This is a genomic window from Desulfosporosinus acidiphilus SJ4, from assembly GCF_000255115.2.
GTDB classification, from domain to species: Bacteria; Bacillota; Desulfitobacteriia; order Desulfitobacteriales; family Desulfitobacteriaceae; genus Desulfosporosinus; species Desulfosporosinus acidiphilus.
In genome coordinates this window covers 2,811,066-2,824,602 of sequence record NC_018068.1, presented here as the reverse complement: position 1 = coordinate 2,824,602, position 13,537 = coordinate 2,811,066, and the positions used below count along the sequence as shown (strand labels likewise).

Below are 13,537 nucleotides of genomic sequence, written 5' to 3'. Positions count from 1 at the left end.
CATATAGGACGAGATAAGACTTTATTAGTATCATTATCCAGCAGGATATATGAAAGAAGAACAGATAATTTCCCTAAATGAGTGATTTACTCATAAAGTTAATTCCAAGAGGGGTAGAACTAATGGAGAATGAAATAATTTATAGACTCAAAATAGCCTTAGAGGAAAATATCGAGGTTGCCCTGGTTACTATCATCAGCGTACTTGGATCAACGCCGCGTAAGCCCGGAGCTAAAATGTTAGTTTTTCCCGATGGCACCATCGTGGGTACCATTGGCGGCGGATGTGGTGAGGCAGAAGCTCGAAGAGAAGCTCTCAATGTTATTGCATCACGCGCCTCAAAGGTGCATTATTTGAATATGACCGCTGATATTGCCCAGGATGAGGGAATGGTTTGCGGGGGAATTATGGGGTTATTCATTGATTATTTGAGTTCTTATAACTCTGAAGAGCAATTCAACCTCTACAAAGCATATTTGTCCTTACTGGAGGATGGCAGGCATAATCCTATCCTTGTCACGGTGATCGAGGCATCTGAGGAGTCTTTAATAGGGAATAAACTCCTTATTAAGAATGACGGGGAGGTCAGCGGAGAGCTTGGTTCTGAAGGACTGAATCGGGTTGCTAAAGAAAGTGGCAAAATGTGCGGTAAACGCTGCCAGCCATTATTAATCAGTTTGGATTCAAATCTTGAGCCTTGCGAAATATCCGTGTCCAAACCATCCTTTAGACTATTACTGGAACCGCAAACAACCATTGTGCAATTGCTGATTTTAGGTGCAGGTCATATTGCGCTGCCTCTTGCCACCATGGCGAAAATAGTCGGTTACGAGATCACAGTGGTTGATGATCGTCCCGCCTTTGCAAATTCCGTGCGATTTAATATGGCAGACACTGTTATTTGCAATGATTTTGAGCAAGCCTTAAACAGTATAACGATCAATCCGCAAACATTTGTTGTAATTGTCACAAGAGGACATCGCTACGATAAGGTATGTTTGAAAAAAGTAATTCATCAGCCGGCCGCCTATATTGGCATGATTGGCAGCCGCAAAAGGGTTAAAGCTTTGAAAGCCGAATTAGAGGATGAAGGAGTTACTGCTGAATTGCTGCAAAATCTTTATTCCCCGATTGGTCTGAAAATCGGGGCAGAAACTCCGGAAGAAATTGCTGTAAGTATTCTAAGTGAGTTAATTAAAGTTCAAAGGGAGTTGGATCAGACTTTAAAGTAAAAGGATTCTAAATTGCTTAGTTCAGATGTTAGCAGATATTATTATCATATTTGAATAATTTAGTTTACCAAAACTAAACCTCTTTAAAGGTTAACCTGCTGATTAAATCAGACAAGTTAACTTTTTTTATACTATTTGAAAGCCAAGGATGTCCAAACGAGACAACGTTTTTGCTCTAAAAGTGCTCCAATATAAACCGTATGTTTGGAACAAAGTGTTCCAGAATAGTTCATTTTTAATATTAAATCCTATTTTTAAAGTGAGGATACGTTGCAATGTTACGTTAATTATGCCGATATATAAACTTGTGAAAATAATTGCTAAATATTCTGACTTTTTTGGCATTAGAATTGCAATATTGATATACAAGATTGCAAATACTAAATAAGCGAATCAAAAATTCATCATCAAAAGCTTTGCTTAAAATTAAAATGAAATGGAGGAACAAAACATGGGAATCATTCATCAGATCTATGGGTATTACATGCCCACCGTAAACCTTATGGGGGCCGGAGCTGTCCAAGAAACAGGAAAACAAGCTAAATTATTAGGTGGAAAAAAAGTACTGCTGGTGACTGATGCATTTCTAGAAAAGATCGGTATGGCTCAAGAAATTGCTGACGTTATTACTAAAGAAGGTCTCGAAGTAGTTATATACGGAGGAGCTGAACCAAATCCAACCGATAAAAATGTTCATGACGGATTTGATATCTATAAAAAAGAAGGTTGTAACCTTATCGTTTCTGTAGGCGGAGGCTCATCCCATGACTGCGCCAAGGGCATCGGCTTGGTTGCCGGTAACGGCGGAAGAATTAATGACTATGAAGGTGTGGATAAATCCCCTTCGCCAATGGCTCCAATGATTGCCATTAATACAACAGCGGGAACAGCTGCAGAAATGACAAGGTTCTGTATCATCACGGATATAGAAAGACATATCAAAATGGCCATTGTTGATTGGCATGTAACCCCTAATGTTTCCATTAACGATCCCTTGTTGATGATGAAACAACCTCCAAGTTTAACTGCAGCCACAGGAATGGATGCTCTTACTCATGCCGTTGAAGCTTATGTTTCAACAATAGCAACACCAGTCACTGATTCGGCGGCTCTCATGGCTTTTAAATTAATCAGCAAATATTTACGCCGGGCCGTAGCCAATGGAGAGGATTTCGAAGCACGTGAACAAATGGCTTACGCCCAATTACTAGCCGGCATGGCCTTTAATAATGCCAGTTTAGGTTATGTTCACGCTATGGCTCATCAATTAGGCGGATTCTATAACTTGCCGCATGGTGTTTGCAATGCCATTCTTTTACCTCATGTTTCACGCTTTAATATGATTGGCAATGTTGAGCGGTATGGAGAGATTGCGGCGGCTATGGGAGAGAATATCACAGGACTTTCTGCCAGAGAGGCCGCCGAAAAATGCTTTGCTGCCATTGCTACACTTTCCAAGGATGTTGGTATTCCTTCCGGATTAACCGAACTTGGAGTTAAAGAAGAGGACTTTGCTCTGATGGCAGGTAATGCTAAGATGGATGCCTGTCAGTTAACGAATCCACGTGCAGCAACTCTTGAACAAGTCATTCAAATCTATAAAAATGCAATGTAATGCAGGGAACTAACCAGAAATATTGATTGAGGGAAAAGTTAAGGCGTTGGCAAAGAATATTTTATATCTTGCCAACGCCTTAATATTTTGAGGACAACGTTTTCTTTTTTTGAAACTATTGTTCATAAATAGCCTAGGGCTTAAGACCAATTAATTAGCAAAGGCCGCGACATCTTTCACCTGTTGAAGTGGAGTATCATCCTTGTGTTGTGAGTAATAAGCATCAAAGAGATGTAAAAAATATAAATGGGGCATCGGTGTCCAAATTTTCGCAATCTGAATTATCGGACTTTAGGGTAAGGAGAAGAAGAAAGAAGGAATTAAAAGCAAAAAGTAGAAATTTAGAAACGGAATATAGGAGTACAAGAGAACATTAGAACAAGAGTAATGTTTATGTAAGGGTAAAGGGTAAAGAGTAAAGAGTAAAGAGTAAAGAGTAAAGAGTAAAGAGTAAAGAGTATGCGTAAAAGCATAAGAGTCTCTAAGTTGTGTGAATTTCTAAGTTATATAAGATGAGAAATATACTATAACATATAAAATAAACGAGGGTGATTGTAATGAAAGAAGCACTTTTTGACCACGTTGCTGCAAGTTATGATTCTTGGTACGATACTGAGGTTGGTGCAGTATCTGATCAACTTGAACGACATCTCGCCCAGTCCATGTTTAAATTCCTGGCAAATCGGTGTACCCGTCGAAATCGGAGAATGTCTATTCTTCCCGCCGAATGTTCAAAAGAAATCTGAAGCGCTTCCGAGGGAAGAGAAAAGAGAAGGTAATCCTGGATTTATAGTGGCAAAGTGGGTAAAGGACTGAAGGAAAGGAATGTCATGGAAGAAAACGCAAAGCTTATTGAATTGATCAAGAATAATCCTAATGCTATAACCTATATTAATAATCCCACCGAAGAGATGAAGTTACTGGCTATTAAAAAAAATGGGCTAGTTTTAGAATATATAAAAAACCCAACGCGAGAGATGGAAGAATTAGCAATTGATAATAATGCCCGGGCGATTCAATTTATCAAGAATCCGACAGAAGATATGATGATAAAAGCCATAAATCATGGCTGGATCTACCTGGAATATATTAAAAATCCCACCGATAAGTTAATCAAATTAGCCATTAATCAAGCCGGATGGGCTATCAAATATGTTGAAAATCCAAGCGAAGAATTACAATTACTAGCTGTGAGAGAAAATTACGACTCTATAAAATTCATTAAGGAACCTTGCGAAAGTGTACAAGAAGAGGCAGTAACCATAAGTTACGATGCTTTAAGATATATTAATTCACCGACACGTAAGGTTGAGCTTATAGCTATCAAGAACAGTGAAAGGGCTATTGCTTTTGTCAATCATTTAGATAAAGATAAAATGTTGGAATTCTTGCGGGTTAATATTTTAGTTCTTAAATATATTGTCAAGGAAATAGTGCCAGAGGAATTAGAGCAAGTTTTGAAGGAAACATTGTCTAATGAAGATGTTGAAGAAAAATATGTCAGAGATTATTTAAATTGTAGTGCTCTCGATAAAAATAGCCCCTTTATGCCAATGGACAAGATGATGTTTGTTTATAAATACGGCGGTAAGAAGGCCAAGAAAATTGCTGTGGATGAAAAGCTGAAAATGTAATAGGGGATAGATATATGAATTTTTCAGACACATTAAAAAGTGTTCACTTAGTACTATCCATTGGAGAAGTGCCTTTGATCGTTGGGGAAAGTGGAATAGGAAAAACAGCACTTGCCAAGGAAATTGCCGAAGAGAATAACTGGAGTCTAATTGTTCTTAATGGGAATCTCCTTAAGGAAGGTGAAATAGGAGGCCTTCCCACAATAGAATCCTATCCGAGGATTGATTTCAAAGAAGAGAAAGCCGAAATGAAGACCACCGTATATGCTGTCCATCATAAGTTAAGGGAAATAGATGAAGAATTATCTAAAGGAAAAACCGTTCTTCTATTCATTGATGAGATTAATCGCTGTGAACATACCGTTCAACAGGAACTTATGAATTTGATCTTAAACAGAGAAATTAATGGCTATAAGTTACATGAAAGTGTAAAAATAATAGCTGCAATGAATCCATCAAGTAAATATGGTTCCGATTTTGATTATCAAGTCGTCGATATGGATGCGGCGCAAGAAAATAGATTTGTCTGGTTATTTATGGAGCCGGATTATAATCAGTGGTTAGATTGGGCAATGAATACCGGATTAGAACAGAAAGTTATAGAATTCATCTCAACTTTCCCCGATTATTTACACAAGATCAACGAAGATGATCTAAGGGCAACTCCGAGAAGCTATGAGAGAATCTCCGGCCTTTACAAAATTTATAAGGACAAAGAAAATTTGATACCGAGATCTGTGTTTTTAAATGTTATCAGAGGGAATGTTGGAAAGTTAATTGCCGAAGAGTTTGTTGGTTTTGTTGAATCAGATTATAATTTATTAATTTCTTACGATGATGTATTTTCGGGAGATTCCCTTCAGGAATCCGTAATTGAAAGAGTAAAAAGCGAAAGCCATTCAAGACTGTATTTATCCGCTAAAAATATACTTAAAACGTTAGAAACGACGATCATTAATAATGATCAAAATAACTTGAGTTATTATATTAATAGGCTTATTGAGTTTTTAGAAGTTTATCCTGTCGATTTAAAGATAGGAATTATGAAAGAAATCAGAAAAAATTATCCAGAAGTATATAAGCATGCGATAGAAAATGAAGCTTTTGTAGAGTCATATTTTAAATCCTATGCTTAAGTAGGGATTACTGAATAACCTCGAAACCTGCATGGGAGTAGGAACTAAGGCCATTTTCGTGGTATAATAAAGCAAGATAAAGGATGAATATGGTCGAAAAACCTTGCAGATGGGGGACGAAAATGTACCGAAAACCTACAGGTCAAATTAGCTTACTCGAAGACTTCAGATTTTTTGCAGGCGGCAAACTTGATGCGAATAACCGTTGGGTCAAGATGGCCGATTTGATTCCCTGGAACGTTGTTGAAGAGCGATATGCTTCTCATTTCCCAAAGCATACTGGAAATGTTGCGAAACCAGTTCGTGTCGCATTGGGTGCCCTCATCATCAAAGAAAAGTGTGGATTTTCCGACGAAGAAACCGTCCAACAAATCATGGAAAACCCCTATTTGCAATACTTCATCGGGCTGGAGGAATTTCAAACCACTCCACCGTTCGATTCATCGAGTATGGTCCATTTTCGGAAACGCCTCGACGCTAAGGTAATTGCTGAACTGAACGAAGCCTTATGTAAGGGAGAAACAAAGACGGAAACTGAAGATCATAAAGATCAAAACACTCCCCCACCAAGTTCAGGTTGTACAGACGACAATCGTCGTGAAGATCAAGCAAGCAGTGAGCAACCACCCCAACAAAACCACGGAAAACTCATTTTGGATGCCACATGCACCCCGGCCGATGTGAAATATCCCACGGATTTTTCTCTACTAAATGACGCACGGGAAAAGTTAGAGGCCATGGTGGACACCTTGCATGAGAATCAAATAGGGAAAGAGCTCAAGCCAAGAACCTATCGACAAAAGGCACGTAAACTCTATCTGAAGTTAGAAAAGAATCGGAAACCCAGAAGTCGTGAAATCCGCAAGGCCATTCGGAAACAGCTGAGCTTCGTTACAAGAGACCTTCAGATCGTCTTGAAACTATCAGCCAAGTACCCAGAAGGACTCAGTAAACGGCAGCAAAAAGACTTAGAAACCATACAAACACTCTTTGAACAGCAAAAAACCATGTATGACAAACGAGTCCACACTATAGAAGAGCGTATCGTGAGCATTAGCCAACCGCATGTTCGCCCGATTGTGAGGGGTAAAAAAACAGCAGCCACAGAATTTGGAGCGAAAGTTGCCATAAGTATCGTCAACGGATTTGCTTGGATCGAGAAGTTGAGTTGGGAAGCCTTTAATGAGGGCACCACCCTGATTGATTCGGTAGAAACCTATAAGGAGCGCCATGGAAACTATCCTGAATCCGTGATTGCCGATAAAATATATCGGAACCGAGACAACCTGCAGTACTGCAAGTTACATGGCATTCGGCTTAACGGGCCCAAACTAGGTCGACCCTCGAAGGATAAAAAAGAGCATTTAGAACAAAGGCGGCTAGAGAAACAAGAGGCAGGCCTAAGAAATGCAGTCGAGGCGAAATTCGGTGAAGGAAAACGTCGTTATGGACTAGGTCGAATAATGGTACGTCTCAAAGAAACGAGTGAGACGGTCATTGGCTTACAGTTCATCATCATGAACCTGGGGAAGCGCCTCCGGGATCTTTTGTACCTTTTTTGGGAAACGCCTTTTTTCGAGTTGGGAGATTTTGTTTGTTGCCTAGAAACTAAAAATATGGGGACTGTTCAGTAATCCCTAAGTAAGGTGAAAACTCTATGGAAGAGATTGAATTTATTAACCGATTTGCTAACCAAGTAAAAGAGCTTTATGAACAAGCAAATAACATTATTAATATTTATTTGAAATCAAAGAGAGTTAATAATGAAACTGAAATTGTTATCCCAAAGGATTTTAAAGAAGCATTTTTTAGCTTGGTTGATAAGGTAAATCTAAATCTATTGGAGGATAAAGATAATTTTTACGGTTATTTTTTGCTCCAAATGGCAAGAGAAATACGATTTGACATTAGTAGTCCGACGGCAGTGAATTTTAAAAGAGCTCAGTATGTCATATATTTTAATCCCTTAATTTTTTTAGATCTTAATCCCGAACAAATGGAAAGTACAATTAAACATGAAATACTTCACATTTTATCCATGCATTTGCTGAGAGCAAAAAAATTAAAGGATTATAGCAAGCTGGCTCTTAATATGGCAATGAATGTAGTTGTTAATAAATATTTAGACAATCTGCCGCCCTATGCCGTAACCCTAGAATGGGTAAATTTACATTACTCTTTAGAACTTTTGCCTTTTAAACCTTTTGAATATTATGCGGAGAATATTCAAGCTGCCATAGATTTACAGGATGAAAATGATGATCAAGATGAAGTTAAAGATAAAGATAAAGATAAAGACGAAAGCGAAGATAAGGTTGATGATGATAATCCCAAGCTTAATAGCGATGAAAAAATAGAAACGGATTATAACCCGGAAAAAGCCCACGATATCTGGGAAGATTCTAGTTCTATCGATGAGAAAACACTTCAGGAATTTACTGAGAAATATCTTAATATCGTTCAAAAAGACAATCTCCCAAATTATTTAGAAGGTTTGATCTCCTCACTTAAAAATAGCAAGGGTGAATTGCCTTGGAACTTATATCTTAAGAGATTAATGGGAACTGTTGCAGGTCATCAAAAGAAGACAATCACAAGAAGAAACAGAAGACAGCCCGATCGCTTAGATTTAAGAGGTCAGCTTAGGAACTATCTGGCAAAAATTGTAGTTGCCCTGGATATCAGCGGGAGCATTAGTGATGCAGAATTTAACCAAGCCATCAAAGAAGTACTGGATATTGTAAAAAATTATAAGCATGAAATTACGATTGTCGAATGTGACAGTGATATTAGACGTGTGTATGACGTTAAAACTGTAAAGGATGTAAAAGAAAGAATTCATAATAGAGGTGGCACTAAGTTTACCCCGGTTTTTGAATACGCCAATCATCATAGAGTTAACTTATTGGTTTATTTCACAGATGGTAAAGGGGAAAATAAGCTTCAAGCATTACCCAGAGGGTATAAAACATTATGGGTTCTTTCTGGGGGAGGAGATGAGCTTTCTTTAGAAGAGGCTTATGGTGCGGTTAAAAAACTTAAGATTATTGCGGCCAAAGATGAGACTTTAACAATGAGTGACGTTCGAAGAGATGGATATTCGATGAATGACCAAGAAAGTATGCATATCTGATGATTCAATTTAAATAAATAATACAGAAATTATAATACAAGTAATTCACCAAATAACTCCTGGAACTATTTCAGGGGTTATTTGGTGAATTATTTGGAAATGGTTAATGGACATTAAATTTGAAAGTTAATATTTGGGAAAACATGTAGAATATTACAGGCTTCTTGCATATTTTGTACTAGGTTTGTTAGAAAGGAGGAAATGAGATGGCATTTGGTGGAGCTGGTGGTGCTTGCGGCGGTGGTTTCGGCTTTGGTGCAGGTATTGGAATCGTAGTAGTAATTATTCTTTTGTTAATTGCGATGGGAATCGTATTCTAAAACCAGAAATGAAAGGAGGATGACTTTATGTACGGTTATGGAGGTATGGGAGGATACGGCTGCTGCTATGGTGGTGGCTACGGCTTCGGCGGCGGCTGTGTCGGAGCGGGAATTATTGCTATTGCCATTTTGATCTTAATAGCACTCGGAGTGATCTTCTAATTCTATAGAGACGCTCAGACATTCCTGATAGGGGAATGGCATACTACGGGTATGACGTTAATAAAAAGCTCAGGTAGTAATTGTCTGAAAATCTATTGGACTGTCAGTTTTGAACTGGCAGTCTCACCTCTTAAAAATAATACATGAATTTTGAACAAGAATTATCGTTGAATTAAAGAATCACTGTCCCCGAACAAAAGTATTAACGAATAAAGGATTAATATCCTTTGTATGGAATAAATGATACGAGAACCCCAAATTAAAATACTCTCTCAGAGAACTTGTTAAACTTATATAGGGAGTGATGGTTATGTATATAACTTCTGATCCTAAAGACAAGGTTTATAAAGATTTGTTGGATCTTGCTTTCAGCGAGTGTGAGCAATTTATACTTGTTGTTAGACAAAACGCCAGGCAAGGCGATATCCCGTCGGAAACTATGAATAATGTATTAAAAGGTTTGTCAACGTTCCTAATCGAAAAAAAAGAACAATACGAATGGCCGGGGACAAGATTATGGTCAGGAAGGGATTGCTTTGGACGGCAACAAAAGCCGGCCTTAGTCTATTATTATAGAACTCAGGATGGCGCCAAAAAAATCTTATTAGACGCTGCAAATTCATTGTATTCTTGGCTGCAACCAAATTTGCTCGAAGACTTATCTTTTATCAAAAAACAAAAGCCTTGGCTTATCAGCACATCCCACGAAAGACAAGCCTATTTTGAAACAGATGATGAGTATGAAATCAAAAAAATCGAGAGTATTAAAGGGTTAGAAGTAAAAACACGTGAGAGTATAAGAAAAAACAGACCTAAGGTAATCTATGTTAATGACCCCTTAAATTTGGAATGTGTTTTTTGTAAGGGAAATTTGCATGAGGGGGATATAGCACCTGAAAGATCGTTTGTCTGTATGGGATGTATTAATAATGGTTTGGCAATTTGTAACGTAGATAGAAGAATATTTGATCCCCAAAAAATTAACAAAGATGATTTGAGAATTCAAGATACTCAGACACTCAAAATAGGAGAATTCGATTTACTGGAATATATTAACAAGGATTTTCTAGATCGTAAAGGTGGTTTATGTTCGAAGAAGTGCTTTCATTTATTTTACTTAAATCAATGTATCAAACATTTACAGACGTATTTAAACTTAGCTTCTGACAATGACGAAACAACCTCGGAAATAATAAATGAAATTAGAAATAATGAGGTAAATCAGTATATATTAAAGAATAAGATTAAGCAGTTAGAAACTATTAAACTAATATACTAAGAATATTTGTAAGATAGCTAGAATATCCTACGCCTTTTTCTTATCTATTTAGAACCCTATAGTTAGATCAGGATATAAGGAGTGAGTTATATATGCATGATATTTCTTTTGGTGGCAGTCCGATGAGTTTTTTTCCAGGAATAATGGGCGGCATATTTTCAATGTTATTACTATGGATTGTGCTGTTGTTTATAGTTAGTGGTGTTCTAATGTGGTTATGGAATATTACAATAACTCGTATTTTTAACATCAGAGAAATTTCATATTGGGAAGCCCTGCGCCTGCTGATAATCTCTGCTATTTTATTTGGTAAGTCCGGTTTAAATATGCAATTGTAGATAGAGTTGGTATTCGAAATTGAAACTTTAAAAGGTTGAAATATCTATATATCGGAACATAAATAGGAAACGAGGAAGACCAAAAATTTGGTCTTCCTCGTTGAGTTTCAGACCGCCAGAGACGCAATGGCATGGAAATTGCAATATTAATATTTGATTCTTCAATCCATGAGTCTCTAAAAGGTTAACAAATGCTTATATTGGTGAAAATACGGCTTTCCAAGGGGGAATAACTGTGACTGTCAATCAATTATGCCGAAAACAAGATGCAAGCATTAATATGTTTGAAAGGACGTATTATATGATTAACAGATCAAGTATGAAAGTTACTGAGAGCGAAACGAAGGATTTTGAGACCTTTAACGCAAAGAATATCTCTAATTGTATCAAATGTAATGCGTTTATAGGAGGAGTAGAGTCATCCTATTGTCATCAATGTGGAACCCCTTATCCTTGGGCTTTAAATAAATACAATGATTTAATAAAAATGGTCGAGTATTTTGAACTCAATCCCGAAGATGCTGAATGTTAATGCAGTAGGGTATTGTGGTTTGAGTCGTGGAGTTGTAACAGACAGGTCGGTTACAACTCCTTTTATCTTAAGGGGGTAGTATGAGGAAGGGTTTTGGGTAGATTATTTGCTGTATTTATGCATTATTTTATGCATTGGAGCATTACAAGATCTCAGTTTATCTATACGACATCCCACAATCTTTGGAGCTCTTAATGTTTGATTGCATTAAAGACTCTTTGTAATGATTAAGAAAGCTGCCTGTACAATCCATTTTTAGAAACTCTAATAATTGGCCTGAAACTTGCATTAGCCAATATCAGAATAGTTCCCAAGGATTGTCGCCTCTAAAAGGAGACAACCCAAAGAAAGCTCTTATAATGGATCGTAAATAGACACAAATTTTAGATGAGAACGGGAGGTTGTATCAGGTGTCTCAAGAACTTACACTGCCGGGACCAAAATCTAAAGCACTGATCGAGAGAAAAAATCAGTGCACAGCTCGGGGGATTTCACAGGGAACCCCTTTATTTATTGAAAAAGCAGAGGGTGCCTTACTAATCGATGTTGATGGTCATGAATTTATTGATTTTTATGGTGGAATTGGTGTTTTAAATGCGGGCCATTGTCCTAAACCTGTTGTTAAGGCAATAAAGGATCAAGCAGACAAATTAATTCATACGTGTTTTATGACTTCTATGTATGAGGGATGGGTTGACCTGGCCGAAAGGCTGACTAAAATTGCCCCTATAGCCGGCGATTTAAAAGTAACTTACGGTAACAGTGGTGCCGAAGCCGTGGAAAATGCTATAAAAATTGCCAGATCGTATACCAAAAAGACTGGAATTATTGCTTTTGAAATGGCTTTTCACGGGCGGACAAATCTAACCATGGGGTTAACAAGTAAAGTAAAACCCTATAAATTTGGTTTTGGTCCCTTTGCTCCGGAAATTTACAGAATTCCATCAGCTTATTGTTATCGTTGTTATTATAAATCAACCTACCCGGGATGCGGAATGCACTGTCTGGAACAATTTGAACGTTTCTTTGCGGCTGAAGCAGCCCCGGAAACCATTGCCGCTATGATTATCGAGCCGGTACAAGGGGAAGGTGGTTTTATTGTCCCGCCTAAAGAGTTTTTGCCGGGCCTGAAGTCCATCGCCTCAAATAATGGCATCGTCTTTATAGCCGACGAGATTCAGACAGGTTTTGGCCGGACAGGAAAAATGTTTGCTGTTGAACATTACGGAGTAGAACCAGATCTTATGACCATGGCAAAATCAATTGCCGCTGGGATTCCCTTAAGTGCGGTGGTGGGCAAATCTGAAATCATGGACGCTCCCGAACCAGGAATGCTTGGGGGCACCTATGCAGGTAATCCAATTGCCTGTGCTGCCGGTGTGGCAACAATCGATTATATTCAGCAAGAAAATCTTTCATCAAGCGCAGATAGGATTGGCGGAACCGTCGTTGAGCGTTTAAAGGCAATGCAGGAGACTTACTCTTTAATTGGGGACATTCGGTGTTTGGGGGCTATGGTTGGAATTGAACTTGTTAAAGACCGGGTTACCAAGGAACCGGCCAAAGAGGAAACGGCTCAAATTACTCAAGAATGTCTAAAACATGGCCTTCTGATTATTTCGGCAGGGGTTTTCGGAAATGTCATTAGGATGTTAATGCCCCTGGTTATCACGAACGAGCAGCTAGAGCAGGCCTTAAATATTTTAGAAGCCGCTTTTGCGAAAGTTAGCCGTCAAAATATATAACGATTTTGTAGAAACTCTTCTTTTCTGAATAGCGGCAAATACGCCATTAGGTACCGGATAGCCCGGCACTTAATGGCCTTTTATTTAATTCTCTTATAATAGACTGCTTAGAATTTGCAATAACATTGCTATTCAGGGGGAGTTATTGTCAGCCCAAATTTTCCAGAAGTTGTTCACTCACAGTAGGATGCATTCAATAATCACTTAATGCTCTGGTGCTATTAAGTGGGTCAATTAACTAAGATGCAGATCTACGGGCTGTAACAAAATGAATTTACCTTTGCAATTTTTTTTGAGATAACCCTTGATTCAAGCTACTTGTAATAAGACATAATTATATTGGAATGAATTGTCAGACAGTTCACATAATGACTGAAATTCTGGCGCGATCTTTGCATATTGATTTCCCTG

General features: G+C 38.0%; 11 protein-coding genes and 1 pseudogene. All 12 read left to right on the top strand.

From position 1 onward, the window contains the following. The first annotated feature begins 122 nt into the window (after window positions 1-122). The 12 genes and pseudogenes from DESACI_RS12865 (at window position 123) to gabT (ending at window position 13,126) form a co-directional block, all read left to right on the top strand. Window positions 123-1,232, top strand: coding sequence for an XdhC family protein (locus tag DESACI_RS12865; RefSeq protein ID WP_014827627.1), 1,110 nt, complete (start codon window positions 123-125; stop codon window positions 1,230-1,232). Between the two features lie 451 nt (window positions 1,233-1,683). Continuing rightward, window positions 1,684-2,847: an iron-containing alcohol dehydrogenase gene (locus DESACI_RS12855; protein ID WP_014827626.1), complete on the top strand. Its 1,164-nt coding sequence runs from the start codon at window positions 1,684-1,686 to the stop codon at window positions 2,845-2,847. Between the two features lie 672 nt (window positions 2,848-3,519). Next, window positions 3,520-3,663: pseudogene (locus tag DESACI_RS25790) on the top strand (class I SAM-dependent methyltransferase); the annotation flags it as partial. Window positions 3,664-3,677: 14 nt separating this feature from the next. Beyond that, complete coding sequence (locus tag DESACI_RS12845; RefSeq protein ID WP_014827624.1) at window positions 3,678-4,481, top strand: hypothetical protein; 804 nt, start codon at window positions 3,678-3,680, stop codon at window positions 4,479-4,481. A 14-nt stretch (window positions 4,482-4,495) separates the two neighbouring features. Then, window positions 4,496-5,617 (top strand): ATP-binding protein, encoded by a 1,122-nt coding sequence (locus tag DESACI_RS12840; protein WP_014827623.1) that lies wholly within the window; start codon window positions 4,496-4,498, stop codon window positions 5,615-5,617. 122 nt (window positions 5,618-5,739) lie between these two features. Further along, window positions 5,740-7,251, top strand: coding sequence for an IS5 family transposase (locus tag DESACI_RS12835; RefSeq protein ID WP_049804021.1), 1,512 nt, complete (start codon window positions 5,740-5,742; stop codon window positions 7,249-7,251). Between the two features lie 23 nt (window positions 7,252-7,274). Continuing rightward, window positions 7,275-8,750 carry a vWA domain-containing protein gene (locus DESACI_RS12830; protein ID WP_014827622.1) on the top strand — a complete coding sequence of 492 codons (1,476 nt, stop codon included), beginning with the start codon at window positions 7,275-7,277 and terminating at the stop codon, window positions 8,748-8,750. A 347-nt stretch (window positions 8,751-9,097) separates the two neighbouring features. After that, window positions 9,098-9,232, top strand: a complete 135-nt coding sequence (locus tag DESACI_RS25525; protein WP_014827620.1) for a hypothetical protein — start codon at window positions 9,098-9,100, stop codon at window positions 9,230-9,232. Window positions 9,233-9,542: 310 nt separating this feature from the next. Next, window positions 9,543-10,511: a hypothetical protein gene (locus DESACI_RS12815; RefSeq protein WP_014827619.1), complete on the top strand. Its 969-nt coding sequence runs from the start codon at window positions 9,543-9,545 to the stop codon at window positions 10,509-10,511. A 92-nt stretch (window positions 10,512-10,603) separates the two neighbouring features. Then, window positions 10,604-10,849, top strand: a complete 246-nt coding sequence (locus tag DESACI_RS12810; RefSeq protein WP_014827618.1) for a hypothetical protein — start codon at window positions 10,604-10,606, stop codon at window positions 10,847-10,849. A gap of 235 nt (window positions 10,850-11,084) precedes the next feature. Further along, the gene (locus DESACI_RS12805; protein WP_014827617.1) at window positions 11,085-11,381 is read left to right on the top strand and encodes a DUF2321 domain-containing protein; all 297 of its coding nucleotides are present in this window, start codon (window positions 11,085-11,087) and stop codon (window positions 11,379-11,381) included. A gap of 410 nt (window positions 11,382-11,791) precedes the next feature. Continuing rightward, complete coding sequence (gene gabT / locus DESACI_RS12800) at window positions 11,792-13,126, top strand: 4-aminobutyrate--2-oxoglutarate transaminase (RefSeq protein ID WP_014827616.1); 1,335 nt, start codon at window positions 11,792-11,794, stop codon at window positions 13,124-13,126. The last annotated feature ends 411 nt before the right edge of the window (window positions 13,127-13,537 follow it).